A 24,869-nucleotide genomic window follows, 5' to 3' on the forward strand; every position below is an offset into this window, starting at 1 on the left:
TCTCTCAGGAGCCCTCGCTCAGCCCTGCGCCTCGATGAAGGCGTTGATGACCGGGAACGGGTGCGTGAGGCGCCAGATCGGACCGGGATCGCGGATCTCGGTCGACAGCCGCAGTGGCGAGGACACTTCGTCGGCGCCCGTGGCGACCGTCACTCGGCCGACGTCGCGAGCGCTGGACGACGTGGTGAACGGTTCGACGCTGATGCTCGCCTCGCCGATCGACGAACCCCACGGCGCCTCGGCGCGGTCGACCGTCGCGACGAGGTCGGACGAGGTGCCCCACGCCGACGTCGCCGTCGCGTAGGCAGTTCCCTGAGCGATGACGGTCACGGGCGCGGCCGAGGCCGAAAGCGAGGCCACCGCCGCCTCGATGGCCGGATCGAGCGTCTCGTAGTCGGGCATGAGGAGCATGACGCCGATGGCGCGAGTCGGCGCATCGGCTCCGTTGACGCGGATCTCGGTCGTGAACACCGACGAGAGGCCGGCCTGGTCGGTGTAGCTCCGGGTTATCTCGCGCACGCCGTCGCTGCTGTCGCGGTCGACGAGGTCGGGCGCGCTGTGCGATCCGAGCACGGCCTTGCCCGGGTCGTCGAGCATCGCCGCGAGGCTCGGGTCGTCGAGCACGAGTGCCGTGAGCCTGGCGAGCTCCTCGGTCGTCGTCACGTTGTCGCCCGAGAGCCCCGTGGTGTCGGCGACCGTCGTCGACTCGAAGCCCGCGTCTGCGAGCCACGCGTTCGCACCCTCGACGTAGGCGTCGACGGTGCCGAACGCCCAGCGGGCGAGCGTGTCGGCGTGATTGTTGCTCGACGTCAGCAGGATCGCCCGCACGACGTCGCGCTCGCTCCACGAATCGCCGGGGGAGACCTGCAGGGCGCGCGACCCGTCGGCCTCGTAGCGCAGGTAGTCGGTGTAGTCGGCCGGCCCGATCTTGATCAGCGGGCCCTCGCCGTCACCGGGCGCGGGCAGCGGCAGCGACTCCAGCGTCGCCAGCACCGTGACGAGCTTGGCCGCGCCGCCCATGGGCACGACGGCCTCGTCGCCAGCGGTCGCGAGCACGCTCGCCTCGCCGCCGTCATCGAGCACCGCGAGCGCGCTGGCGCCCGACTCGGGCAGGGTGAGCGGCGCGGACGCCGGAAGCTCTGCGGCACCGGCGACGGTCTCGACGGTGACCGCGGGAAGGGGGCCGAGCAGCATCGCGGGCGCGTACACGCCGATGCCGAGGATCGCGAAGGCGCCGATGACGATGCCGATCACGCGAGCGGGGGAACTCATGGATTCAGCGTACTGGCGCCCACGTCACGCCCAGCCCAACTCGTGCAGCCGGTCGTCGTCGATGCCGTAGAAATGCGCGATCTCGTGGACGAGCGTGATGTGGATCTCGTCGCGGAGTTCGTCTTCATCGTCGCAGATCGCGAGCAACGGCTCGCGGTACAGGATGATGCGGTCGGGCATCTCGCCCATGCCGTAGCGGTCGCGTTCGGTGAGCGCGTAGCCGTCGTAGAGGCCGAGCAGATCGAGCGAACCGTCTTCGGGGCGGTCTTCGACCACGAACACGACGTTCTCGAGCCCGTCGATCATGTCGTCGGGCAGTTCGTCGAGTTCATCGACGACGAGGGCTTCGAAGGCTTCGGCATCGAGCTGCACGGACGGCTCCGATCGACGGCGGCGGACCTTCGACTGCGAATCGCAGTGAATCCGCATTCATTGGGGTGAGTAACGGGGCTTGAACCCGCGACCTCCTGGACCACAACCAGGCGCTCTACCAACTGAGCTATACCCACCATGCGCCTGTTCGACTCGCGATCAGGCAACTCGACGAGCTTACTACACCTTGACGTCGAATTCGTTCACGACGGCCTCGGCGATGTCATGGAGCTCTGCGCTCGTCGGTCCGGGGTCGGCCACGAAGACCGCGCGGCGGTAGTAGCGCAGCTCGCGGATCGACTCGAGGATGTCGGCGAGGGCGCGGTGTCCGCCGTTCTTCGCGGGCGACTGGAAGTACGCGCGCGGGTACCAGCGGCGTGCGAGCTCCTTGATCGAGGAGACGTCGACGTTGCGGTAGTGCAGGTGCCCGTCGAGGCGCGGCATCTGCTTGGCGAGGAATGCGCGATCGGTGCCGATCGAGTTGCCGGCGAGCGGCGCCTTCTGCTCTTCGGGGATGTGCTTCAGCACGTACTCGAGCACCTGGTACTCGGCGTCGGCGACGGTGACGCCGTTCGGGATCTCTTCGATCAGACCCGACTCGGTGTGCATGTTGCGCACGAAGTCGCCCATGTTCTCGAGTGCGCTCGCGTCGGGTCGGATCACGATGTCGAGACCCTCGTCGACGGGGTTGAGATCGTAATCGGTGATCACGACGGCGATCTCGACGAGCTCGTCGACCTCGAGGTCGAGGCCGGTCATCTCGCAGTCGATCCAGACCAGTCGGTCGCTCGCTGTTGCCATGCCCGCGAGTCTACCGGTGCGCTCCGACACGGGCGGATGCCGCGTACGCGCGTTCGCGGCGCACGTCGGGTCGTGCTTCGGTGCCCCCGGCAGGAATCGAACCTGCGACCGACAGATTAGAAGGCTGCTGCTCTATCCGCTGAGCTACGGGGGCCGGTTCGCCAAGCTTACCGGGATTCGTGGTGCTACCCCTCGACGGGCACCTCGGTGTCGTCGTCGAGCCGGCGTGCCGCGGCATCCGGAGCCCGCTTCCTGAGCGCGAGTCCGACGAGCGGGAACATGAGCACCGAGAGCATCCCGGCGCCGACCAGTGCGGCGGCGGTGCCGGAATCGAGATCGCCGGTGTCGACGCCGATGGCGGTGACGGCCACGATGATCGGCAGGCCCGTGGCGCCGAACAGCGCGGTCGCCGCGATGGTCCAGCGGTCGGCGCCGACCGGTGCGGCGAGGATCGACGGGAGGCCGCGCACGACGAGGAGCAGCAGAAGGAACACCGGAACCAGGGCGAGCGTCGCGGGGTCGGCGAGTGCCTCGAGGTCGAACGTCACCCCCGTCATGATGAAGAACACGGGCACGAGGAATCCGTAGCCGATCGCCTCGACCTTCGTCTCGAGGAGTGTGCGGTCGGATTTGGGAGCACCCGAGATGAGCACGCGGTAGAGCACGCCGGCGGTGAAGGCGCCGAGCAGCATGTCCAGGTCGAGCACGATGCTGAGCGCGAGCAGGGCGACGAGCACGAGCATCACGAGGCGAATGCCGAACTGGGCGCTCGTGTGCATGGTCGCGGTGATCACCACGTGCAGGCGATTGCCGTGGCCCTTGGCCGCGACGTAGATCGCGATGCCGGCGATGAGCACGAACACGACCAGCACGATCGCCGAGATGCCGGGGTCCCTTCCCGAGAGGAAGAGCGAGATCGCGAGCAGCGGACCGAACTCGCCGATGGCGCCGAGTGCGATCACGGAGAGGCCGAAGGGGGTGCGCAGGTCGCCGGCGTCTCGGAGGATCGGCATGACCGTGCCCAATGCCGTCGAGGTGAGCGCGATGCCGATGAACGCGGCGGCGGGCAGGTCGGGCGCGAGCAGCACGGCGATGCCGAACCCAGCGGCGAGCGAGACGATCCAGCCGATCGCCGCCCTCGTGAGCGGTCGGCCGCGGATCGTCCGGAAGTCGATCTCGTTGCCCGCGAGGAAGAAGAGCATGGCGAGCCCGAGGTCGGAGAGGAGCTTGACGAAGTCGTCGGGCTCGATCCAGTCGAGCACTGCGGGCCCGAGCAGGATGCCGAGCACGATCTCGAACACGACGAGCGGCACGGCGACCCAGATGCCGACCGCCCGCACGAGCAGGGGTGCGGCGACCGCGACCAGTGGGATGAGCACCATGGTGCCGATCGAGATCTCCACGTGAACCCCCTCGTCGCGGGGGCCGTGAGCACCCCCGCCCGATGCTATCCAACGGGTGCGGACGCACCGGCCTTCGGCGCGACGGACTCTGGGGCGCTGTGCGTAGCGCCGTCGAAACACGCCGGCGGTATCGTCGTCGCATGCGAGACCTTCAGGCGGGCATCATCGCCGAACTCAACGTCAAGCCGTCCGTCGAGCCCGCCGAGGAGGTGCGCGCCCGCGTCGAGTTCCTCAAGGACTACCTGCGCACGACCGGCGCCTCCGGGCTCGTGCTCGGCATCTCGGGCGGCCAGGACTCCTCGCTCGCCGGTCGGCTCTGCCGCATCGCGGTCGACGAACTCGTGGCCGAGGGGCTCCCGTCGCGGTTCGTCGCGGTCCGTCTTCCCTACGGCGTCCAGCACGACGAGGCGGATGCCGCGCTCGCCCTCGAGTTCATCGAGCCGCAGGAGACGGTGACCTTCAACATCCGCCAGGGCGTCGACGGCCTCGCAGCGGACTTCGCGGATGCCGCCGGCACGCCGATCAGCGACTTCGGCAAGGGCAACGTCAAGGCGCGTCTGCGCATGGTCGCGCAGTACGCGCTCGCGGGGGAGGGCGGACTGCTCGTGGTCGGCACCGACCACGCGGCCGAGGCGGTGACCGGGTTCTTCACGAAGTTCGGCGACGGCGGAGCCGACGTGCTGCCGCTGACCGGGCTCACGAAGCGTCAGGGCCGCGCCCTCCTGCAGTACCTCGGAGCGCCCGACCGTCTCTACCTGAAGACGCCGACGGCCGACCTGCTCGACGGCGACCCCGGGCAGGCCGACGAGGCGAACCTCGGCCTCGAGTACGCCGACATCGACGCGTTCCTCGAGGGCGAGGAGATCGACGCCGCCGTCGCAGAGCGCATCGAGGCCCGGTTCCTGCAGACCCGGCACAAGCGCACCGTGCCCGTCTCGATGTTCGACGAGTGGTGGCGCTGAGGCACGGTTGCGCCCCGCCCGACCGCCGGTGACTGCGCCGGTGACATGACCGAGGCCCCACCCGATCCGGGTGGGGCCTCAGCCGTGGTGGTCGTGGGCGCTCAGGCGCGCGCGTCGTCGAGCGGCTGCGTCGCGGGCTGCGCACCCGACTGGGTCGGAGTCGGTGCCGTGTCGCGAGCCGGTTCGGCAGGCGTCGAGATCTCGGTGGCCGAACGGTACCGTTCGTGGTGCTGCTCGGCGACCCAGGTGTCCTGTTCCTCGAGCGCGGTCTGCTCGGGCTCCTGCCGCTGCGCACGCCAGCGCACGAGGTCGTTCTGGAACTGCTTGCGCGCACGCGACGGGTGCCGCTGCCAGTCGAGCAGACGGTCGCGGAACTCGGCGACCGCGGGGTCGAGCTGGTAGCCGAACGTCGCCGAGGCGCGCTTCAGCTCGTGGAGCTGGTGCGCAGCCCAGTTCGCCGCGACATCCGAACCGCGGATCGGCAGGAGACGCACGTGGATGTCGGCCTGTCCGACCGTGCGGTCGGCGAGCACCTGCTCCTGCGGCGTGAGCGAGTTCCAGACGGAGGCCTCGGTCGCCGCGTCGACGAGCGCCGCGATGGCCGCGGTCTTGATTTCGCGGTCGCGCTGCGCGACGAGCCGCTTCACGGCGCTCGTCGCGATCCACGCGCTGAGCAACGCCGTGACCACGACCGCGAAGACCAGCACGGCGGCCGTGAAGACGGTCGACTCCGCCTCGCTCGAGGTGAGCCATGAGATGAGATCGTTCCACCACTGCATGTGCAGAGGCTAACGGCTGCCGCGGCATCCGCCCGTCATCGTCGTCGGCGCGCCCGATGGTGCGCCGCGGGTTCTCCGCGGGCGCACCATCGACGGACGGAGCGCTCAGCCCAGGCTGGTGCCGTGCGCGGCGAACGGCTCGATGCGGGCGATCTCGTCTTCGGTGAGGGCGGGCGCCTCGAGGGTCGCGACGTTCTGCTCGAGCTGGGCGACGCTGGAGGCGCCGATGAGCGCGCTCGCGACGAGCGGCTGACGCAGCACCCACGAGAGCGCGAGCTGCGCGATGCTCTGCCCGCGCTCGTCGGCGATCTCGGCCAGGCCGCGAACCCGCTCGAGGTACTCGGCGCTGATGCGGTCGGGGGAGAGGAAGCGGCTCGTCGCGGCGCGCGAGTCGGCCGGCACGTCGCCCGAGAGGTAGCGGTCGGTCAGCAGGCCCTGCGCGAGCGGCGAGAACACGATGCTCGCCGCACCCACCTCTTCGAGGACGGGGAAGAGCCCCTCTTCGATGTGGCGGTCGAACATCGAGTAGCGCGGCTGGTGGATGAGGAGCGGGACGTTCGCGGCCGCGAGCGCTGCTGCTGCGGCGGCCGTCTGCTCGGGGGAGTAGTTCGAGATGCCGACGTAGAGCGCCTTGCCCTGACGAACGGCGCTGACGAGCGCCCCCATGGTCTCTTCGATCGGCGTCTCGGGGTCGGGGCGGTGCGAGTAGAAGATGTCGACGTAGTCGAGCCCGAGGCGGCCGAGGCTCTGGTCGAGCGACGCGAGCAGGTACTTGCGCGAGCCGTGGTCGCCGTACGGGCCCGGCCACATGTCGTACCCGGCCTTCGACGAGACGATGATCTCGTCGCGATACGGCGCGAGGTCGGTCGCGAGGATGCGACCGAAGTTCTCCTCGGCACTGCCGTAGGGCGGGCCGTAGTTGTTCGCGAGGTCGAAGTGCGTGATGCCGAGGTCGAACGCGCGGCGCACGATCGCGCGCTGCGTGTCGAGCGGCCGGTCGTGGCCGAAGTTGTGCCAGAGGCCGAGCGAGAGCGCGGGCAGCTTCAGCCCGCTGCGGCCGATTCGGTTGTACTGCATGGTGTCGTAGCGCGTCGGTGCTGCCAGATAGGTCATGCCTCGACTCTATTCGCGGCCGCCGACGACTCGTCCTCCCCGACGGTGCCGTGCGCGCAGATCGGCACAGATCGACGCTCAGCCCATCGACCGGCGACCCGATCCGGCGAGGGTTGGGCCACGCGGCATCCGGACCTGAAACGGCACGAGGCATCCGGATGCCGCGGCCCGGCCTCGCCCGGGCCGCTCGACCTCTCGCACCATCGCCGCCCGTGCCACCGACATCCGCATCATCGAACTGGAGCAGACATGACCGACAACATCACCGTGATCGGAGCCGTGGGCAGCGACCCGCGCGTGCACACGACCGCACAGGGGCTCACGATCACCTCGTTCCGCCTCGCCTCGACGCGCCGAATCTTCGACCGCCTGAAGGGCACCTGGGAGGACGGCGACACCAACTGGTACACGGTCTCGACCTTCCGCCAGCTCGCGAAGAACGCGTCGTCCTCGATCCGGCGGGGCGACCGCGTCGTCGTGCACGGCCGGCTGCGCCTCCGCGCATGGGAGAGCGGCGAGAAGTCCGGCACCGCGATCGAGATCGACGCCGAGGCGGTCGGCCACGACCTCACCTGGGGCACCACGACCCTCTCGAAGACGCGCGCATCGGGTGCGTCCGGCGGTGCGGATGCCGCGGCGGCCGCCTCGTCGACCGGCATCGCCGAGGGGTGGCCGACCGATCCCGCCGACGTCGCGGGCGATGCCGACGAGCGGGCGGCGGCCGCGTTCGCCTCGGACCGCGAGGCGGAACACGACGACGCCGACGGCGATCGCGACCTCGAAGCGCCGGTCGACGAGCGTGCTGTCGCCCTCCCGTTCTGACCGGCATCGAACCGCCCGCAGCGCCTAGACTCGCCTTCGGATGCTTCCGAGGCATCCCGATGGGGGAACGATGGCACGGCACAGCGCTTCCGCGGCCCTGGCGATCGCCGGGGCCGCGTTGTTCGTCGCCGTGCTGACCGGCTGCACCGCGTCGCCGACGCCGACGCCGAGCCCGTCGGCGTCGCGTCCGCAACCGACCGGTGAGGCGACCACGGCGCCCGTCGGCCTGCACCCCGACTTGCCGGCCGCCGACAACCTGCCGTTCTTCGACCAGGTGAACCAGCAGGTCGTCGCCGCGAACGCCGCAGCAGGGGGCCGCGATTTCATCGACGCGCTCGTCGCGGCCGGGTTCGATCGTGCGGCGATGCAGGTCACGTCGGATCAGACCACCCTCGGCACGCCCGCCGATTCGGTGCAGTTCTCGGTGCTCTTCAACGACGAATGCCTCGTCGGACAGTACGGCCCGAAGTCGGGCGGCTACCACGGACTCGTGAAGCCCGCCCTCGGCACGGGCGGCTGTCTCATCGGGCAGACACGACCCATAGACTGGTAGGCGACATGGCGGATTACATTTACTCGATGGTGCGCGCCCGCAAGGCGGTCGGCGACAAGGTCATTCTCGACGACGTGACGATGGCGTTCCTCCCAGGGGCCAAGATCGGCGTCGTCGGCCCGAACGGTGCCGGTAAGTCCACGATCCTCAAGATCATGGCCGGACTCGACCAGCCCTCCAACGGCGAAGCGAAGCTCACCCCCGGCTACTCGGTCGGCATCCTGATGCAGGAGCCCGTGCTCGACGAGACCAAGACGGTGCTCGAGAACGTGCAGGAGGGCGTCGGCGAGATCAAGGCGAAGGTCGACCGCTTCAACGCGATCTCGCTCGCGATGGCCGAACCCGATGCCGACTTCGATGCGCTGCTCGCCGAGATGGGCACCCTCCAGGAGGCGATCGACGCCGCCGACGCATGGGACCTCGACTCCCAGCTCGAGCAGGCGATGGACGCCCTGCGCTGCCCCCCGGGCGACGAGCAGATCTCTGTGCTCTCGGGTGGTGAGAAGCGCCGCGTCGCGCTCTGCAAGCTGCTGCTGCAGAAGCCCGACCTGCTGCTGCTCGACGAGCCCACCAACCACCTCGACGCCGAGAGCGTGCTCTGGCTCGAGCAGCACCTCGCCAAGTACCCCGGCGCCGTGCTCGCCGTCACCCACGACCGGTACTTCCTCGACCACGTCGCCGAGTGGATCTGCGAGGTCGACCGCGGTCGCCTCTACCCCTACGAGGGCAACTACTCGACCTACCTCGAGAAGAAGCAGGAGCGTCTCTCCGTCCAGGGCAAGAAGGACGCCAAGCTCGCCAAGCGCCTCGCCGAGGAGCTCGACTGGGTCCGCTCGAACGCGAAGGGCCGTCAGGCGAAGTCCAAGGCGCGTCTGGCCCGCTACGAAGAGATGGCGACCGAGGCGGAGCGCACGAGGAAGCTCGACTTCGAGGAGATCCAGATCCCCGCGGGTCCGCGTCTGGGCGACATCGTGCTCGAGGTGAAGAACCTGAAGAAGGGCTTCGGCGACCGCACGCTCATCGACGGCCTGAGCTTCTCGCTGCCGCGCAACGGCATCGTCGGCATCATCGGCCCGAACGGCGTCGGCAAGACGACGCTCTTCAAGACCATCGTCGGACTCGAGCCGAGCGACGCCGGCAACGTCAAGCTCGGCGAGACGGTCAAGATCTCGTACGTCGACCAGTCGCGCGGCGGCATCGACCCGAACAAGACCCTCTGGGAGGTCGTCTCCGACGGGCTCGACTACATCCAGGTCGGCAAGACCGAGGTCCCGAGCCGGGCCTACGTCTCGACCTTCGGCTTCAAGGGCCCCGACCAGCAGAAGCGCGCCGGCATCCTCTCGGGCGGTGAGCGCAACCGCTTGAACCTCGCGCTCACGCTCAAGCAGGGCGGCAACCTGCTGCTCCTCGACGAGCCCACCAACGACCTCGACGTCGAGACCCTGTCGAGCCTCGAGAACGCGCTGCTCGAGTTCCCCGGTTGCGCCGTGGTCATCACCCACGACCGGTGGTTCCTCGACCGCATCGCGACGCACATCCTGGCCTACGAGGGCACCGAGGAGAACCCGTCGTACTGGCACTGGTTCGAGGGCAACTTCGAGTCGTACGAGGCCAACAAGGTCGATCGACTCGGCCCCGACGCGGCGAAGCCGCACCGCTCGGCGTACCGCAAGCTCACGCGCGACTGATCGGCCGATCATGCGCCTGCATGTGCCCACCCCGCTGCGTTGGAGCGATCTCGACGCATACGGGCACGTCAACAACGCCCGGATGCTGAGCCTCCTCGAGGAGGCTCGCATCCAGGCGTTCTGGGTCAACGACGACGGCACCGCCGAGCACGCCGTCGGCGCATCGACGGCCGTGATCGACGCGACGCCCGGATCGAGCACGCTGTCGCTGATCGCCCGGCAGGAGGTCGAGTACCTCACGCCGATCCCGTACCAGCGACTGCCGCTCGACATCGAGCTGTGGATCGGCAACCTCGGCGGCGCGAGCCTCGAGGTCTGCTACGAGGTGTTCTCGCCGGTGGGCGTCGAGCCGCGCGTGCTGCACACCCGGGCCGCGACGACGATCGTGCTCGTCGACGCGGCATCCGAACGTCCTCGACGCATCACCGCGGTCGAGCGCGACGCGTGGACGCCGTACCTCGAGGCGCCCGTCTCGTTCCGCCGGCGCTGAGCCGCGGCAGCTCGGGGACGCGATCACCTCGAGCCGGGCGCGACGTCGTTCGACCGCCGTCCACCGCCGTCGAGCTCCGTCACTTCTCGAGCGGGGTGTCGCTGTACGAGCCCTCCCAGACGGCTCGGCTGCCCGATTCGCCGATGCGCACGACCGTCCAGATCGCGCCGACGGCGACGATCACCGCAGCCAGCGTCAGCACGACCCCCACGATGACGGTCGCGGTGCGGCTCACGCCGGCAGCGCCGCGCGCTCCTGGGGCCGACTCGGAGCCGGAGGCGGCGGCACGGCGTCGCGCGAGCATCGTGAAGACCTGCCACGCGGAGACGAGCACGGCGACGCCGAGCACCGCGTACAACCACGGCACGATGTCCTCGCCCTGCGCGGTGTGCGCCTCGATGAGCGGCGCTTCGGGCACCCGCGCCTGCAGCCACTTGCCCGCCTCGACGGTCACGAGGCCGAGCGGCACGAGCAGCACGGCGGCGACGAGCGACGGGATCCACAGCACGCGGCGTGCACCCGGCCACACGGCGAGCACCACGAGCAGCAGCGCGATCACCGGAACGGCGATCACCACCGCATGCACGAGGAGCACGTGCAGCGGCAGTCCCTGGAAGACGTAGTCGACGCCGTCCATGCTCAGGACGCGGCGACGATGCGATCACCCGAGACGGCGACCGCGATCGGTGTGAGCGGATCGATCGCGGGCCCGTGGATCACTTCGCCCGTGGCCGCATCGAAGCGGGAGCCGTGGCAGGGGCAGTCGAACTCCGCTCCGGCCGCATTCACCGGGCATCCCTGGTGGGTGCAGATCGCGCTGAAGCACACCACGGCACCCGCGGTGGGCTGGGCGAGCAGCACGCGTTCGCCGTCGAGCGTGGCGGCCAGGCTCCCGCCGACCGGGACGTCGGCGAGGGCCGCGATGTCGGCACCCGTCGCGGGCTCGTCGGGCCCGGTCGATTCCGCCGGCGGTTCGTTCGTGACCTCGGGTGTCGTCGGCGTGGACGCGGACGGCGCCACGGACGGAGAGGAGGCCGGCGGTGACGAGGGCGCGCAGCCGGCGAGCACGAGGGCGCCGCCGAAGGCCCCCGTCGCTCCGAGGGTGAGGATCGTGCGTCGGGTCGGTTCGGTGACATCCGCCATGAGGACTCCTCGTTCGCTCCACGTCGCGCGACTTCGCGCTCCAGCCATTGTGGAACGGAACCCCGCCGGAAGCGAGTGTCGGCGCGCGGCCGTCGAGTGAATCCCGAGCCTCGGGGAGCGGATGCGAGGGTGCGGGCGCGATGCTGCGGACGTCAGTGCCCGCCGGGTGCGCGCACCATGCCCTCCTGCGCGACGCTCGCGACGAGCACGCCGTCGCGGGTGTAGATGCGACCGATCGAGAGACCACGGCCGCCCTGCGCCGACGGCGACTCCTGCACGTACAGCAGCCATTCGTCGACGCGCGCGTCGCGGTGCCACCACATGGCGTGGTCGAGGCTCGCGACGCGGAGCCCGGGCGTCGCCCACGGTATGCCGTGCGCGCGCAGCACGGGCTCGAGGATCGAGTAGTCGCTCGCGTAGGCGAGCGCTGCGCGGTGCTGCTTCGGGTCGTCGGGCAGACGGCCCACCGCCTTCATCCAGACGGCCTGCCGAGGCACCTGCTCGCCCTCGACGCTGAGGTAGATGGGCGAGGGGATGTGGCGCACGTCGAACGCCCGCTCCGACGACCAGAACTGGGCCATGGCGTTGTCGAGGTGGCCGATGAGATCGGCGGTCGAGGGCAGCGACTCGGGGTCGGGCAGGTCGGTCGGCATGTCGACCTGGTGCTCGACGCCCTCGTCTTCGGTCTGGAACGACGCGATGAGCGAGAGGATCGGCTCGCCCTTCTGGTAGGCGTGGGTGCGCCGGGTCGAGAACGACCGCCCGTCGTGCAGGCGGTCGACCGAGAAGGTGATCGGGTGGTCGACGTCGCCGGGGCGCAGGAAGTACCCGTGCATCGAGTGCAGCACCCGAGCCTCGTCGACGGTGTGCATCGCGGCGATGAGCGACTGCGCGAGCACCTGCCCGCCGAAGACGCGCCCGAGCGGCATCCACTGCGACGGCCCGGTGAAGATGTCCTCCGTCGTACGAGCGCCGGTGTTCGTCAGGCGGAGCGTGCTCAGCAGGCCGTCGATGGGTCCGTTCATGGGGTCTCCGATATCGCTCGAACGCTGGCTGCGGCATCCGTCGGGCGCGTGGGAACCGCACGCGGCGCGCAATTGGTAGTTTAGACAGCAGATGGTCTCTCAATTCACGCTTGCCGACAGCCTCTCGCTCGGCGATCTGCACACCTACCTGCAACGCGCGGGCCGGGTCGAAGACGGGTCGGTACGACTCATCGCCGGCTCCGGCATCCTCGCGGTGTACACGGCGATCCTGTACCCCCGCGGCATCCTCGACGAGAGCCCGACGGTGCTCGGGCTCCGTACGTTCTCACTCGTCGACACCGACGACTTCGACTCGGTCGTGCCGATGCGGTCGCTCGTCGATCGCATCGTGCGGGCTCGCGGCGAGCTCGGCGAAGACGACGAGTCGCGCCCCGTCACGATGTCGCGCCCGCCCGAGGTCAACACGGTCACGTGGGCGGGCATCTCCCCGCCCCGTGGCGGGTGGCGTCCGCTCGGCGAGACGGATGCCGCGACGCTCGAATCCGCGGCCCGCGCCGGCATCGACGAGGTCGCCGCGGCGATCCCGGCCGGCACGGGCGAGCAGCTCGTGCAGCGCGTGCGCTCGGAGGTCTGGGGGCGCGGCGTCGACGGCATCGAGTACATCCCGACCGGCGCCGCCTTCGCGGCGTTCAGCCTCGGCTTCCTGGGCGACGACGAGGTGCGCCTCTTCGAGACGGGCCCCTGGACCCGCCTCAGCTCGCGGCGCGGGCACGTGCTCGTGCGTCGCAAGCCCTGGACCCTCAAGGCGTAGCGCGAGCGGCGGCCGTCGATCGACTCGCCCGAGAGCGAACCGACCGACGGCGTACGGGTCAGCCTCTGGCGACCGCGCGGCCGGCGGTGCGCCCGGTGAAGAGGCACCCGCCGAGGAACGTGCCCTCGAGGGCGCGGTAGCCGTGCACGCCGCCCCCGCCGAATCCGGCGGCCTCGCCGACGGCGTAGAGGCCCGGGACGGGGGCGCCGGAGGCGTCGAGTGCCTGCGCATCGAGGTTCGTCTGGATTCCGCCGAGGCTCTTGCGCGTGAGGATGTGCAGCTTGACCGCGATCAGCGGCCCGGCCTTCGGGTCGAGGATGCGGTGCGGCGTCGCCACGCGGATGAGCTTGTCGCCGCGGTACTTGCGGGCGCCGCGCACCGCGGTCAGCTGCAGGTCTTTGGTGAACTCGTTGTCGACCTCGCGGTCGCGCGCGACGATCTCGCGCTCGATGTTGGCGGTGTCGAGCTCGACCTCGGGCGAGAGCCCGCGCATGCCCGCCAGCAGTTCGTCGAGCGTGTCGGCGACGACGAAGTCGACGCCGTGCTCCTTGAACGCCTCGACCGGGTCGGTCGCGCCCGAGCCCAGGCGCTGCGCCAGCAGCTTGAGGTCCTTGCCGGTGAGGTCGGGGTTCTGCTCACTGCCCGAGAGCGCGAACTCCTTCTCGATGATCTTCTGCGTCAGCACGAACCAGGTGTGCTCGTATCCGGTGGTCTGGATGTGCTCGAGCGTGCCGAGCGTGTCGAATCCGGGGAACAGCGGCACCGGCATCCGCTTGCCCGACGCGTCGAACCAGAGCGACGAGGGGCCTGGCAGGATGCGGATGCCGTGCATCGGCCAGATCGGATCCCAGTTCGTGATGCCCTCGGTGTAGTGCCACATGCGGTCGCCGTTGACGAGCCGCGCGCCCGCCTGCTCGCTGATGCCGAGCATGCGCCCGTCGACGTGGGCGGGAACGCCCGACAGCATGTGCGACGGCGGCGTGCCGAGACGCTCGGGCCAGGCCTCGCGCACGAGGTCGTGGTTGCCGCCGATGCCGCCCGAGGCGACGATCACGGCCGGGGCTCGCAGCTCGAAGTCGCCGACGACGTCGCGGTTGCTCGATTCGCCGCGCCCCGCAGCATCGGGAGCGAGCACCGCACCGCGAATCCCGACGACCGCGCCGGACTCGACGACGAGCTCGTCGACGCGATGCCGGTGCTTGAACTCGACGAGGCCGGCCGCCTCGCCAGCCTTCACGCGTGCGATGAACGGGGCCAGCACGCCCGGCCCGGTGCCCCACGTGATGTGGAAGCGGGGCACGGAGTTGCCGTGGCCGATGGCGTTGTATCCGCCGCGTTCGGCCCAGCCCACGATCGGGAAGAAGCGCACGCCCTTCTGGTGCAGCCATGCGCGCTTCTCACCCGCCGCGAAGTCGAGGTACGCGTCGGCCCACTTGCGGCCCCACTCGTCTTCGTCGCGGTCGAAGCCCGCGGTGCCGTCCCAGTCCTGCCGTGCGAGGTCGATCGAGTCCTTGACGCCCATGCGGCGCTGCTCGGGGGAGTCGATGAGGAACAGGCCGCCGAAGGACCAGTGCGCCTGCCCGCCGAGGCTGGCCTCGGGTTCCTGGTCGACGATGAGCACGCGCTTGCCCGCATCGACGAGCTCGGCGGCGGCCACGAGACCGGACAGCCCCGCTCCGACGACGATCGCGGCGGGTTCGGGGCGGCCAGCGGGTTCTGGGCGCACGGCGGGGGTTGCGGGCACTGGGGGACTCCTTCGTCTCACTCGTGTGCGGCTCGGGCGCTCGAGGGTCGGGTCACTCCTCGAACGTGTTCACCATCGCGAACGCCGCACGCTGAAGATAATCCCACAGAGTCTCCTCGGCGAGCGGCGGCAGGTCGAGCGCGTCGACGGCCGTGCGCATGTGCGCCAGCCAGCGGTCGCGCGCGTCGGGGTTGACCTTGAACCCGGCGTGCCGCATGCGCAGGCGCGGGTGTCCGCGCTGCTCGCTGTAGGTGCCCGGTCCGCCCCAGTACTGCTCGAGGAAGAGCAGCAGTCGCTCCTCGGCCGGGCCGAGGTCCTCTTCGGGGTACATGGGGCGGAGCACGGGGTCGTCGGCGACGCCCTCGTAGAACACGTGGACGAGCTTCTCGAACGTGGGCCTGCCGCCGACGGTCTCGTAGAACGAGGCCCCCAACGCCGAGCCGTGCTCGCTGCCCCGGAGCGGCACCGAGGCGGGAGGCACGGCGGAGACGGGGACGGATGTCGGTGGCACGCGCTCGTCGTCGGTCACGATGGGGCTCCGGGGGTCTTCGGCGGGTCGGTGGGGGGAAGGGTCGGGGGCTTCGGGGCGACCTTCGCGCGCTGGGCCTTCTTGGCCTTGGCGGTCGACGCCTTGACCGCCTCGTTCGTGAGCACGGCGTTCGGCGAGGTCTTCGGCGGCTTCGCACCCTTGACTCGGGTGGCCCCGTCGAACCCGGTGAGCACGACCGAACCGAGGCTCGGCAGCTTCAGGCCCATGCCGTCGACGGCGTGCTTGAGTCGCACGCGAAGTTCTCGGGCGACGTCGTCCTTCGACGAGGTGCGCACCTTCACGACCACGCGGAGCACCATGGCGTCGTCGGAGATCGACTCGAGGCCCCAGATCTCGGGGCGTTCGAGGATGCGGGCGCGCCACTTGCTCGACTGCGCGAACTCGTTCGCGGTCTTCAGGAGCTCCGACTCGACCTCGTCGACGTCGGCGTCGTACGGCACGGCGAGGTCGACGATGACGCGCGCCCAACCCTGCGACATGTTGCCGACGCGGAGGATCTCGCCGTTGCGCACGAACCAGAGCGTGCCGTTGACGTCGCGCACCTTCGTGATGCGGATCTGCACCTCTTCGACGATGCCGGTCGCTGGTCCGAGATCGACGACGTCGCCCACGCCGACCTGGTCCTCGACGACCATGAACAGTCCGTTCAGGACGTCTTTCACGATGTTCTGGGCGCCGAAACCGAGGCCGGCGCCGATCGCGGCCGAGAGCAGTGCGAACGAGCCGAGGATGCCCGGGTCGATGGTGCTCACGATCATGAGGGTCACGATGATGAACAGGGTGACGTTGACGACGTTGGTGAAGACCGACCCGAGCGTGCGGGTGCGCTGCACGACGCGGACGGCCGCGAGCGGCGAGGCCTGCAGGGCCTGCGTGTCGGTGACGTCCTGCTTGCGCTTGACGCCCGAGACGATCTGGCCGACGACGCGCTCGATGACGAAGTGCAGGATCCAGCGGACGAGGAGCGCGACCGCGATGATCACGACGATCCGGATCGTCGTGCCGACCACGGTGCCCCAGTTCTCGGCCCAGTACGAGGTGAAATCGGTCCAGACGTTCATCGGGCGCTCACCTCGGTTCGGTGGGCGATCGGGGTTCGGGGAAGGGTGTTGTCGAACATCGAAGCGAGTCTACGCAGCGTCGTCCGGGAGTCAGCCGAGCGACTCCGCGTCGCGCGCCCTGGCGCGCAGCGCGCGTTCCAGTTCGTCGAGCTGTTCGGACACGAGCCGGTGCAGGGGCGCCGGAGCCGGATTCGCGGCGAGCCAGGCGCGGGCGGCATCGGCGACCTCGTCGGTGACGAGCGGGGCCGGGAACAGCCGCTTCACGACGAGCGAGGCCATCGTGAAGCTCCGCTCGGCCCAGACCCCCTGCAGCATCGCGAAGTACGCGTCGACGCTCGAGGCGAGCAGCGCCGGCGTCGACGTGCGACGCCAGCCGTCGGCGAGCGCCCTGGCGAGGTCGTTCGAGAGGTCGGCCTCGGTCGCGACACGCTGCCACGCGGCATCCTTCACCGCCTGATCGGGTCGCGCGGCTCGCGCCGTCTCGGCCAGTCGGCGGCCCTTCGCCGTGTCGTCGAGTGCGAGCGCCGCGGCGATCTCGTCGTCGATCACCTCATCGGATGCCGCGACGAGCGCGGCGCGCGCGATCACGATCTCCCAGCGCAGGTCGAGGTCGACGTCGAGCCCGTCGAGCTTGATCGAGCCGTCGAGCAGGCTGCCGAGCACGTCGGCGTGCGCGGCGGAGCTCGCGAGCTGCGTGAACGCCTTCACGAACTGGAGCTGCGCGTCGGAGGCGGGATCGGCGAGCTCGGCGAGCGCCCAGACCGCGTCGCCGGCCTCGGCGGCGATGCGCTCGCGGTGCTCGTCGGCGAGGTACCGCGAGAGCGCCGTCTCGAGGCGGGTGAGGGCGAGCCCGCGCGCCGAGGACTGGTTCTCGTGGCCGACGCTGCCGATCACGAGCCGAACGAAGTCGGTCGCGGCGAACTCGGCGTCGCGCACGGCGTCCCAGGCCGAGCCGAGGATCACCGCACGGGCGACGGGGTCGCCGAGGTCGCTGAGCCGCTCGATCGCCGTGGCGAACGAGACGTCGTCGAGGCGCACCTTGGCGTAGGTGAGGTCGTCGTCGTTCACGAGCAGCAGGTCGGGGCGGGTGAGGCCGACGAGTTCGGGCACCGGCGTCGAGGGGCCGTCGACGTCGATCTCGAACCGGTGCGTGCGAACGAGCCGGCCGGACCCGTCGTCGGCGGCGTCGCCCGAGTAGCAGCCGATCGCGAGACGATGCGGCCGGAGCGTCGGATGCGAGTCGGCGGCCGTCTGCTCGACGACGGCGGCCGTGATCGTGCCCGCGTCGTCGGTCTCGAGCACCGCCCGGAGCGTGTTGACACCAGCGGTCTCGAGCCACAGCTCGGACCAGCGGGTGAGGTCGCGCCCGCTGGCGCGCTCGAGTTCGTCGAGCAGGTCGCGGAGCGTGGCGTTGCCGCCCGCGTGCGCCAGCAGGTAGGCGCCGACGCCCTGCTGGAACGCCTCGAGTCCGACCCAGGCGACGAGTTGCTTCAGCACCGACGCGCCCTTGTCGTACGTGATCGCGTCGAAGTTCACCTCGACGTCGGCGAGCGACTCGATGGGCGCCACGATGGGGTGCGTCGACGGCAGCTGGTCCTGCTCGGCGGCATAGGTCTTCTCGTCGCTCGCGAACGTCGCCCAGACGCCGGTGAACTCGGTCACCTGCGAGGTTGCGAGCGTCGACGCCCAGGTCGCGAACGACTCGTTCAGCCACAGGTCGTTCCACCAGCGCATCGTGACCGAGTCGCCGAACCACATGTGGCTGAGCTCGTGCAGCACGACGATCGCTCGCTGCTCGCGCCGCGCATCGGAGACCCGGGAGCGGAACAGGTAGTTCTCGTTGAACGTCACCGCGCCGACGTTCTCCATGGCGCCCCAGTTGTACTCGGGCACGAAGATCTGGTCGTACTTGCCGAACGGGTAGGGCACGCCGAACGCCTGCTCGTAGAACGCGAGCCCCGCCTGCACGGTCTCGAACATGACCTCGGGCTCGGCGTACTGCGCGAGCGAGGCGCGCGTGAAGAGTCCGAGCGGGATGTCGCGGCCGTCGGTGCTCGTCGCGGTGCCGCGCCACTCGGCGTAGGCGCCCGCGACGATCGCGACGATGTAGCTGGAGATCACGGGGCCGGTCTCGAAGGCCCAGACCGCGCAATCCGTGGTCGAGGGAGTGCTCGATGCGGCAGGGACCGGCGCGGGCGTCGGCGCGTTGCTCAGCACGACCCACGACGCGGGGGCCGTGATCGTGAACCGCACCGCGGCCTTGAGATCGGGCTGGTCGAACACCGCGTAGACGCGGTTGGCCTCGGCGACGGCGAACTCGGTGTAGAGGTAGACGGCGTCGTCGACGGGGTCGACGAAGCGGTGCAGGCCCTCACCCGTGTTCGTGTACGAGCACGTGCTCACGATGCGCAGCTCGTTCGAGGCCTCGAGCCCGTCGAGCGCGATGCGCCGACCGTCGGATGCCGCGGCCGGGTCGATGCTGCGCCCGTTCAGCGTGATCTCGTGCACCTCGCGCGTCGTCGCCTCGATGAACGTCGCGGAGCCCGCGACCGCCGTGAAGCGCACGACCGTCGTGGACGCGAAGCGTTCGCCGTCGCCCGTGAGGTCGAGCTCGACCTCGTAGGACACGTCGGCGACGATCGCCGCGCGCTCCTCGGCTTCGATGCGGGTCAGATCGGCAGCGGGCATGTGCAGGGCCTCCGTGTGGTCGTAGACACGCCAGCCTACTGAGTCGGCGTGCGCGGATCGTGGCTGTCGCGTGCTCGACGACGCGACGCGCCCCCGATCACCAGGACGGCGGATCGGGGGCGTGTCGTGCCTTCGGCCGGGGAGGTCAGGCGTCGCGTCGCTTCAGCAGCACGGCGGCGCCGACCGCGGAGGCGGCGACCCACCCGAGCACGATGAGCAGGTTCAGCCAGACGCCGAGCCCGTCGGCCGTGGCCTCGGCGGTCGTCGAGGTGAACATGTTCATGCCCGCGTTCGAGAGCAGGTACGGGATGAGGTCGTGCGCCCAGTCGGCGGGGATCAGCTGCAGCACGGTCGGCAGGAGCAGCAGCAGGCCGAGCACCGCGGCGATGCCACCCGCACTGCTGCGGAGCATGGTGCCGACGCCGAGCGCGAACACCGCGACGAGCGCGAGGTAGAGCGCACCGCCGAGCAGCGGAAGGATGACGGCGGGCTCGAGGAGGCTCGCCGAGACGCCGATGCCGGCGAAGATGGCCGACGAGAGTGCGAACGCCGCGAGGTTCGCCACGAGGCCCACGACGAACGTGGCGACGAAGAGCACGACGGCCTTGCCGGCCAGCGCAGGGAGTCGCTTCGGCACCGCGGTGAGCGTGGACCGGATCATGCCGGTCGTGTACTCGCCGCTGATCACGAGCACGCCGAGCACGCCCGCGACGAGCTGCCCGAAGTAGACGCCGAACACCGAGGACTGGAGCAGGATGCCGCCCTGCTGGTCGGCGGGCGCGATGCCGGCGTCGCCCTCGATCATCGAGACCATGCTGAGCGACATGATGAGCGCCATGCCGAGCGAGATCGCGATGACGATGAGGTACGACCAGGTGGTCGACCGCAGGCTTCGGAGCTTGATCGACTCGGAGCGGAGCACGCCCGCGAAGCTCAGTCTGGTCGCGCGGGCCGGCGTGGCCGTCGCTGCGGGCGGGGTGGTGAGCGCGGTCATCGGACGGCCTCCGTGCGGTATTCGACGGCGTCGGCCGTCAGGGCCATGTACGCCTCTTCGAGGGAGGCGCTGAGGGGGGTGAGTTCGTGGATCGCGAGGCCGTGCTGCGCGGCGAGGTCGCCGATGCCGGATGCCGGCATGCCGGTCACCTCGAGCACGCCCGCCTCGGAGCGGATGACGGCGACCTCGGGGGCGGTGAGCAGGTCTGCGAGCTGCGACGCGTGCGGCGAGCGCACGAGCACGCGCGATCGCGTTCCACCGGCGATGATGTCGGCGACGGGTGCGTCGGCGATGATCTCGCCGCGGCCGAGCACGATGAGGTGGTCGGCGGTGAGCGCCATCTCGCTCATCAGGTGGGAGGACAGGAAGACGGTTCGGCCCTCGGAGGCGAGGTGGCGCACGAACTGCCGGACCCACAGCACGCCCTCGGGGTCGAGGCCGTTGACGGGCTCGTCGAGGATGAGGGTCGCGGGGTCGCCGAGCATGGCGGCCGCGATGCCGAGGCGCTGGCCCATGCCGAGGGAGAAGCCGCCGACGCGCTTGCGGGCGACGGACTCGAGGCCGGTCAGCTCGATGACCTCGCGCACGCGGCTCGCGCCGATGCCGTGCGTGGCGGCCATCGCGAGCAGGTGGTTGTACGCGGAGCGACCCGTGTGCACGGCCTTCGCGTCGAGGAGCGCGCCGACCTCGTGGAGGGGCGCCCGGTGCGCCGCATACGGCTTGCCGTTCACGGTGACGCTTCCGGCGGTCGGTCGGTCGAGGCCGACGATCATGCGCATGGTCGTGGACTTGCCCGCGCCGTTCGGCCCGAGGAATCCGGTGACCTGTCCGGGTCGGACGGTGAAACTGAGGTCGTTGACGGCCGTCTTCGCGCCGTAGCGCTTGACGAGCCCTTCTGCCGTGATCATCCTTCAACGCTATGGGCGGCGCGGCGGCGGGACATCCGTCTGGAGAATGATTCGGGGCGGGCGGGCCTGGTCCTCGAGGACCACGCCCGCCCGCCCCGACTCGGCGGTGCCTCGTGCGCTACGCCTGCTGCGCGTCGCGCTCCTGGGCGATGAGGGCGCGGTCGACGCCGGCGAGGCGCTCGACGACGAGGCGTCGGAGTGCCGGAACGTCGGGGTGCGTCTCGAGCCAGGTGCGGCTCGCGTCGGCGAGTGCCCGGTTCGCGAGCGGCGACGGGTAGAGGCCGTCGACGAGCTTCTCGGCGATCGCGTAGCTGCGCGACTCCCAGACGGGCTCGAGCATCGCGAAGTACCGCTCGACGAACGCCTCGAGCAGCGCCGGGTCGGTCGCACGGACGAAGCCGGCCGCCGATTCGCGTACGACGGTGTTCGTGGCCGTGTCGACGTCGATGAGCGAGGCCCAGGCGCGTTCCTTGCCCTCGACGGTCTGGATCGCGGCACGCGCGTGCGCGGCCGACTGCTGACCCGTCGCCGTGTTGTCGTCGGCGAGGCGTGCGTCGATCTCGGCGTCGCCCGCGCGCCCGGCCGCGACGAGCGCGATGAGCAGGCGCCATCCGAGGTCGGTGTCGATCTCGAGGCCGTCGAGCTGCACGGTGCCCGCGAAGAGCCCTGCGAGGTCGTCGACGTGCGAGCCGTGCTCGGCGAGGCCGGCGAAGCTCGTCGCGAACTGGAACTGCGCGTCGCTGCCGGCGACGGCCTCCTGCGCGAGGCGCCAGAACCCGTCGGCGACCGCGCGGAGGGCGTCGGCCTGACGGGACGGCTCGGTGTACGCGCCCGCGGCGAGCGCCGCGTTCGCGAGCACGATGCGGAGCGTGGTCGACTCGGTCTCGCTCGCGATGTTTCCGAGCACGAGTGCGAGGTAGTCGCTCGCCCGGGTCTCGCCGTCGCGCGTGGCGTCCCACACGGAGCTCCACACGAGGGCGCGGGCCAGCGGGTCCTCGATCTCGCTCAGGTTCGCGAGCGCGACGCCGTGCGAGGCCTCGTCGAGGCGGATCTTCGCGTAGGCGAGGTCGTCGTCGTTCAGCAGCACGAGGTCGGGGCGTGCGAGCCCGACGAGCTCGGCGACCTCCGTGCGCTCGCCGTCGACGTCGAGCTCGACGCGGTGCTCGCGCACGAGCTTGCCGCCGACCAGGTTGTAGAAGCCGATGGCGAGGCGGTGCGGGCGGATCGTGGGGTAGTCGGCCGGAGCCGACTGCAGCACCGTGAACGCGGTGATCGTGCCCTCGGCGTCGGTCGCGATCTCGGGGCGCAGCGTGTTGACCCCCGAGGTCTCGAGCCAGAGCTTCGACCACTCCGAGAGGTCGCGACCGCTGGCGGCCTCGAGCTCGACGAGCAGGTCGGCGAGGGTCGTGTTGCCCCACTGGTGCTTCTGGAAGTACGCCGAGACGCCTGCGAAGAACGCGTCGATGCCGACCCACGCCACGAGCTGCTTCAGCACCGAGCCGCCCTTGGCGTACGTGATGCCGTCGAAGTTGACGAGCACGTCTTCGAGGTCGTTGATCGTCGCGACGATCGGATGCGTCGAGGGCAGCTGGTCCTGGCGGTAGGCCCAGCTCTTCTCCATGGAGTTGAACGTGGTCCATGCCTCGGTCCACTCGGTGGCCTCGGCCGTGGCGATGGTCGACGCCCACTCGGCGAACGACTCGTTCAGCCACAGGTCGTTCCACCACTTCATGGTCACGAGGTCGCCGAACCACATGTGCGCGAGCTCGTGCAGGATCGTGACGACGCGGCGTTCGCGGATCGCGTCGGTCACCTTCGAGCGGAACACGTACGCCTCGGTGAAGGTGACGGCGCCCGCATTCTCCATGGCGCCCGCGTTGTACTCGGGCACGAAGAGCTGGTCGTACTTCGGGAACGGGTAGGGCACGCCGAACTTGGCCTCGAAGTACTCGAAGCCCTGCTTGGTCTTCTCGAACACGTAGTCGGCGTCGAGGTACTGCGAGAGGCTCTTGCGGCTGAACACGCCGAGCGGGATCACGCGGCCGTCGGCGCTCGTGAGCTCGTCGCGGACGACCGCGTAGGGGCCGGCGATGAGCGCCGTGATGTAGCTCGAGATGCGCTGCGTGGGCTCGAACGCCCAGGTCTTCGCGCCATCGTGGGCGTCGACGGGCTCGGGGGTCGGCGAGTTCGACACCACCTCCCAGTGGGCGGGCGCGGTGACGGTGAAGCGGAACGCCGCCTTCAGGTCGGGCTGCTCGAACACGGCGAACATGCGGCGCGAGTCGGGCACCTCGAACTGGGTGTAGAGGTACACCTCGCCGTCGACGGGGTCGACGAAGCGGTGCAGGCCCTCGCCCGTGTTCATGTAGGTGCCGTCGGCCTCGACCACGAGCTCGTTCTGCGCGGCGAGGTTCGGCAGCTGGATGCGCACGCCGTCGCTGACCTCGGCGGGGTCGAGCTCGACCCCGTTCAGGGTGACGCGGTGCACGGCGGCGGTGATGGCGTCGATGAAGGTCGAGGCGCCGGCGGTGGCGTCGAACCGGACCGTCGTCGTGGTCTTGAAGACCTCGGGGCCGGTGGTCACATCGAGCACGACGTCGTAGTCGTGCACGGTGACGAGCGCCGCGCGCTCCTCGGCTTCGGATCGGGTGAGGTTCTCTCCAGGCACGTGGGCTCCTTCGCGGATATCTGCGCGGCTCGTGGCCGCGGGCAACGCGTTCCAGCCTAGCCCTCGCAACCGGCGCGGGCACGGCGCGTTCGCCCGCAGCGAGGGCGTTCCCGACACGGTGATCGGGGCGTGCGGATGCCGCGGCCCGACGTCGAGCGCACGGCGCCGTCCAGCGACGCCGCCGTCAGCGCTGCACGATCGAGAACACCGCGCTCACGAACGCCGGGAGCGCGGCGAGCACGGCGAGGCCGAGCAGCACGCGCCCGACGAGGACTCCGCGCCGCGACGCCCGGAGCTCGAGGAACCAGGGGAGCAGGCGCGGCAGCGCGAACGCGATGAGCGCGCCGACCGCGAGCACGACGCCGACCGGGAAGAGCACGACCGCGGCGATCAGCGGGGCGAGCGGGCCGGCCCAGCGTTCGCGCGAGACGAGCGGCAGGCTCCGTGAGAGCCGGCCGGCGACCGCCGCGAGGAACGCCCCCTGCAGCACCGCGAGCGCCGCGAACGCCGCGACCGACAGCCATCCGGGTCCGACCACGTCGAAGTCGACGTTCTCCGGCCGCAGCGGGTCGACGAACGGCGAGACGCCGACGAGCAGCAGCAGGCCGAAGACCGGTCCGCCGAGCCGTCCGCGCGGCAGCCACGGCTCGACGAGCAGGTAGAGCGCGGCCGAGGCGAAGGCGAACGGCAACGCGCCGAAGACGAGGTACGCCAGCGTGCCCTGCGGCGAGATCTCGCCCACGATCGCCTGCGCCTCGGTGATGCGGCCCTTCGCGTCCGGCGAGGTCGCGGCGAGCAGGCGCATGACGAGTCGTCCGCCCGCACCGGTGACGACGAGGCCGGAGAGGGTGCCCACCGCGGTGAACACCGTCGCCCACCAGACGTAGACCCTCAGCCCGGCGGCATGACGCGGCATCCATCCGGCGCGATCGGATGTCGCATCGGACGCTCGCGCGATGGCGGCGGGTCGCAGCGGCGGAATGAGGCGCTCGCGCGACCACCGCACCGCGATCGCGATGCCGGCGGCGACGAGCACCCCGCACACGATCATGAGGAGCATG

Annotated in this window: 23 protein-coding genes and 2 tRNA genes; 6 read left to right on the top strand and 19 right to left on the bottom strand. The window is 70.4% G+C overall.

Features of this window, described 5'->3' with window-relative positions; all coding sequences use genetic code 11:
• Positions 1-18: 18 nt before the first annotated feature.
• The 6 genes from GQR16_RS02840 to GQR16_RS02865 all read right to left on the bottom strand — a co-directional run bounded on the left by GQR16_RS02840 (position 19) and on the right by GQR16_RS02865 (position 3,848).
• The gene (locus tag GQR16_RS02840; protein ID WP_157413671.1) at positions 19-1,272 is read right to left on the bottom strand and encodes a D-alanyl-D-alanine carboxypeptidase family protein; all 1,254 of its coding nucleotides are present in this window, start codon (positions 1,270-1,272) and stop codon (positions 19-21) included.
• A 24-nt stretch (positions 1,273-1,296) separates the two neighbouring features.
• On the bottom strand, positions 1,297-1,578 hold the full coding sequence (locus GQR16_RS02845) for a metallopeptidase family protein (protein WP_425482610.1): 282 nt from the start codon (positions 1,576-1,578) through the stop codon (positions 1,297-1,299).
• A gap of 127 nt (positions 1,579-1,705) precedes the next feature.
• Positions 1,706-1,781, bottom strand: a tRNA-His gene (locus GQR16_RS02850).
• A 43-nt stretch (positions 1,782-1,824) separates the two neighbouring features.
• Positions 1,825-2,445: an oligoribonuclease gene (gene orn, locus GQR16_RS02855; protein ID WP_157413673.1), complete on the bottom strand. Its 621-nt coding sequence runs from the start codon at positions 2,443-2,445 to the stop codon at positions 1,825-1,827.
• An 81-nt stretch (positions 2,446-2,526) separates the two neighbouring features.
• A tRNA-Arg gene (locus tag GQR16_RS02860) sits at positions 2,527-2,599 on the bottom strand.
• A gap of 31 nt (positions 2,600-2,630) precedes the next feature.
• Positions 2,631-3,848 (bottom strand): cation:proton antiporter, encoded by a 1,218-nt coding sequence (locus GQR16_RS02865; protein WP_157413674.1) that lies wholly within the window; start codon positions 3,846-3,848, stop codon positions 2,631-2,633.
• Between the two features lie 140 nt (positions 3,849-3,988).
• On the opposite strand from GQR16_RS02865, the gene nadE reads away from it, so the two are divergent.
• A complete protein-coding gene (gene nadE / locus GQR16_RS02870) occupies positions 3,989-4,810 on the top strand; it encodes an ammonia-dependent NAD(+) synthetase (protein ID WP_157413675.1) in 822 nt (273 codons plus the stop codon).
• 101 nt (positions 4,811-4,911) lie between these two features.
• Here the strand turns inward: nadE and GQR16_RS02875 are convergent, their stop codons facing one another.
• A complete protein-coding gene (locus GQR16_RS02875; protein WP_157413676.1) occupies positions 4,912-5,589 on the bottom strand; it encodes a hypothetical protein in 678 nt (225 codons plus the stop codon).
• A gap of 105 nt (positions 5,590-5,694) precedes the next feature.
• Positions 5,695-6,702, bottom strand: coding sequence for an aldo/keto reductase (locus tag GQR16_RS02880; protein ID WP_157413677.1), 1,008 nt, complete (start codon positions 6,700-6,702; stop codon positions 5,695-5,697).
• Between the two features lie 249 nt (positions 6,703-6,951).
• Between GQR16_RS02880 and ssb the strand changes: the two genes are divergently transcribed.
• From ssb to GQR16_RS02900, 4 genes are all read left to right on the top strand, one after another.
• The gene (ssb, locus tag GQR16_RS02885) at positions 6,952-7,524 is read left to right on the top strand and encodes a single-stranded DNA-binding protein (protein WP_157413678.1); all 573 of its coding nucleotides are present in this window, start codon (positions 6,952-6,954) and stop codon (positions 7,522-7,524) included.
• A gap of 70 nt (positions 7,525-7,594) precedes the next feature.
• The gene (locus GQR16_RS02890; RefSeq protein ID WP_157413679.1) at positions 7,595-8,077 is read left to right on the top strand and encodes a DUF6993 domain-containing protein; all 483 of its coding nucleotides are present in this window, start codon (positions 7,595-7,597) and stop codon (positions 8,075-8,077) included.
• Between the two features lie 5 nt (positions 8,078-8,082).
• Positions 8,083-9,765, top strand: a complete 1,683-nt coding sequence (ettA, locus tag GQR16_RS02895) for an energy-dependent translational throttle protein EttA (RefSeq protein WP_157413680.1) — start codon at positions 8,083-8,085, stop codon at positions 9,763-9,765.
• A gap of 10 nt (positions 9,766-9,775) precedes the next feature.
• The gene (locus tag GQR16_RS02900) at positions 9,776-10,255 is read left to right on the top strand and encodes an acyl-CoA thioesterase (RefSeq protein ID WP_157413681.1); all 480 of its coding nucleotides are present in this window, start codon (positions 9,776-9,778) and stop codon (positions 10,253-10,255) included.
• Between the two features lie 79 nt (positions 10,256-10,334).
• Here GQR16_RS02900 and GQR16_RS02905 read toward each other — a convergent pair whose 3' ends face one another.
• The 3 genes from GQR16_RS02905 to GQR16_RS02915 form a co-directional block, all read right to left on the bottom strand.
• Positions 10,335-10,892 (bottom strand): hypothetical protein, encoded by a 558-nt coding sequence (locus GQR16_RS02905; protein ID WP_157413682.1) that lies wholly within the window; start codon positions 10,890-10,892, stop codon positions 10,335-10,337.
• Between the two features lie 2 nt (positions 10,893-10,894).
• Positions 10,895-11,398 carry a Rieske (2Fe-2S) protein gene (locus tag GQR16_RS02910; protein ID WP_157413683.1) on the bottom strand — a complete coding sequence of 168 codons (504 nt, stop codon included), beginning with the start codon at positions 11,396-11,398 and terminating at the stop codon, positions 10,895-10,897.
• A 152-nt stretch (positions 11,399-11,550) separates the two neighbouring features.
• Positions 11,551-12,423, bottom strand: a complete 873-nt coding sequence (locus GQR16_RS02915) for an acyl-CoA thioesterase (RefSeq protein WP_157413684.1) — start codon at positions 12,421-12,423, stop codon at positions 11,551-11,553.
• A 91-nt stretch (positions 12,424-12,514) separates the two neighbouring features.
• Here GQR16_RS02915 and GQR16_RS02920 point away from each other — a divergent pair, with 91 nt between their 5' ends.
• Positions 12,515-13,195 (top strand): DUF8185 domain-containing protein, encoded by a 681-nt coding sequence (locus tag GQR16_RS02920; protein WP_157413685.1) that lies wholly within the window; start codon positions 12,515-12,517, stop codon positions 13,193-13,195.
• A 58-nt stretch (positions 13,196-13,253) separates the two neighbouring features.
• Here the strand turns inward: GQR16_RS02920 and GQR16_RS02925 are convergent, their stop codons facing one another.
• From GQR16_RS02925 to GQR16_RS02960, 8 genes are all read right to left on the bottom strand, one after another.
• Positions 13,254-14,939, bottom strand: a complete 1,686-nt coding sequence (locus GQR16_RS02925) for an FAD-binding dehydrogenase (RefSeq protein ID WP_246200452.1) — start codon at positions 14,937-14,939, stop codon at positions 13,254-13,256.
• A 52-nt stretch (positions 14,940-14,991) separates the two neighbouring features.
• The gene (locus GQR16_RS02930; protein ID WP_157413984.1) at positions 14,992-15,372 is read right to left on the bottom strand and encodes a globin; all 381 of its coding nucleotides are present in this window, start codon (positions 15,370-15,372) and stop codon (positions 14,992-14,994) included.
• 92 nt (positions 15,373-15,464) lie between these two features.
• Positions 15,465-16,550, bottom strand: coding sequence for a mechanosensitive ion channel family protein (locus tag GQR16_RS02935; protein ID WP_157413686.1), 1,086 nt, complete (start codon positions 16,548-16,550; stop codon positions 15,465-15,467).
• A 90-nt stretch (positions 16,551-16,640) separates the two neighbouring features.
• Positions 16,641-19,238, bottom strand: coding sequence for an aminopeptidase N (gene pepN, locus GQR16_RS02940; protein ID WP_157413687.1), 2,598 nt, complete (start codon positions 19,236-19,238; stop codon positions 16,641-16,643).
• A gap of 145 nt (positions 19,239-19,383) precedes the next feature.
• Positions 19,384-20,232, bottom strand: coding sequence for an ABC transporter permease subunit (locus GQR16_RS02945; protein ID WP_157413688.1), 849 nt, complete (start codon positions 20,230-20,232; stop codon positions 19,384-19,386).
• Entirely contained in the window at positions 20,229-21,140 is a 912-nt protein-coding gene (locus tag GQR16_RS02950) for an ABC transporter ATP-binding protein (protein WP_157413689.1), read from the bottom strand. Before GQR16_RS02950 ends, GQR16_RS02945 begins: the two co-directional genes overlap by 4 nt.
• A gap of 118 nt (positions 21,141-21,258) precedes the next feature.
• Entirely contained in the window at positions 21,259-23,808 is a 2,550-nt protein-coding gene (gene pepN / locus GQR16_RS02955) for an aminopeptidase N (RefSeq protein ID WP_157413690.1), read from the bottom strand.
• A 184-nt stretch (positions 23,809-23,992) separates the two neighbouring features.
• On the bottom strand, positions 23,993-24,868 hold the full coding sequence (locus tag GQR16_RS02960) for a hypothetical protein (protein WP_157413691.1): 876 nt from the start codon (positions 24,866-24,868) through the stop codon (positions 23,993-23,995).
• Position 24,869: the final 1 nt, after the last annotated feature.

It is taken from the genome of Agromyces allii (assembly GCF_009749385.1).
In the GTDB taxonomy this organism is placed as follows: Bacteria; Actinomycetota; Actinomycetes; order Actinomycetales; family Microbacteriaceae; genus Agromyces; species Agromyces allii.

Excerpts from the sequence above, each read along its gene's own strand:
- ssb (WP_157413678.1), top strand. The coding sequence starts at position 6,952 with ATGACCGACAACATCACCGTGATCGGAGCCGTGGGCAGCGACCCGCGC.
- GQR16_RS02875 (WP_157413676.1), bottom strand. The coding sequence starts at position 5,589 with ATGCAGTGGTGGAACGATCTCATCTCATGGCTCACCTCGAGCGAGGCG.
- pepN (WP_157413687.1), bottom strand. The coding sequence starts at position 19,238 with ATGCCCGCTGCCGATCTGACCCGCATCGAAGCCGAGGAGCGCGCGGCG.
- GQR16_RS02910 (WP_157413683.1), bottom strand. The coding sequence starts at position 11,398 with ATGGCGGATGTCACCGAACCGACCCGACGCACGATCCTCACCCTCGGA.
- GQR16_RS02880 (WP_157413677.1), bottom strand. The coding sequence starts at position 6,702 with ATGACCTATCTGGCAGCACCGACGCGCTACGACACCATGCAGTACAAC.
- GQR16_RS02900 (WP_157413681.1), top strand. The coding sequence starts at position 9,776 with ATGCGCCTGCATGTGCCCACCCCGCTGCGTTGGAGCGATCTCGACGCA.
- GQR16_RS02935 (WP_157413686.1), bottom strand. The coding sequence starts at position 16,550 with ATGAACGTCTGGACCGATTTCACCTCGTACTGGGCCGAGAACTGGGGC.
- GQR16_RS02945 (WP_157413688.1), bottom strand. The coding sequence starts at position 20,232 with ATGACCGCGCTCACCACCCCGCCCGCAGCGACGGCCACGCCGGCCCGC.
- GQR16_RS02920 (WP_157413685.1), top strand. The coding sequence starts at position 12,515 with ATGGTCTCTCAATTCACGCTTGCCGACAGCCTCTCGCTCGGCGATCTG.
- GQR16_RS02905 (WP_157413682.1), bottom strand. The coding sequence starts at position 10,892 with ATGGACGGCGTCGACTACGTCTTCCAGGGACTGCCGCTGCACGTGCTC.
- GQR16_RS02950 (WP_157413689.1), bottom strand. The coding sequence starts at position 21,140 with ATGATCACGGCAGAAGGGCTCGTCAAGCGCTACGGCGCGAAGACGGCC.
- GQR16_RS02840 (WP_157413671.1), bottom strand. The coding sequence starts at position 1,272 with ATGAGTTCCCCCGCTCGCGTGATCGGCATCGTCATCGGCGCCTTCGCG.
- orn (WP_157413673.1), bottom strand. The coding sequence starts at position 2,445 with ATGGCAACAGCGAGCGACCGACTGGTCTGGATCGACTGCGAGATGACC.
- GQR16_RS02960 (WP_157413691.1), bottom strand. The coding sequence starts at position 24,868 with ATGCTCCTCATGATCGTGTGCGGGGTGCTCGTCGCCGCCGGCATCGCG.
- nadE (WP_157413675.1), top strand. The coding sequence starts at position 3,989 with ATGCGAGACCTTCAGGCGGGCATCATCGCCGAACTCAACGTCAAGCCG.
- GQR16_RS02890 (WP_157413679.1), top strand. The coding sequence starts at position 7,595 with ATGGCACGGCACAGCGCTTCCGCGGCCCTGGCGATCGCCGGGGCCGCG.
- GQR16_RS02915 (WP_157413684.1), bottom strand. The coding sequence starts at position 12,423 with ATGAACGGACCCATCGACGGCCTGCTGAGCACGCTCCGCCTGACGAAC.
- GQR16_RS02845 (WP_425482610.1), bottom strand. The coding sequence starts at position 1,578 with ATGATCGACGGGCTCGAGAACGTCGTGTTCGTGGTCGAAGACCGCCCC.
- ettA (WP_157413680.1), top strand. The coding sequence starts at position 8,083 with ATGGCGGATTACATTTACTCGATGGTGCGCGCCCGCAAGGCGGTCGGC.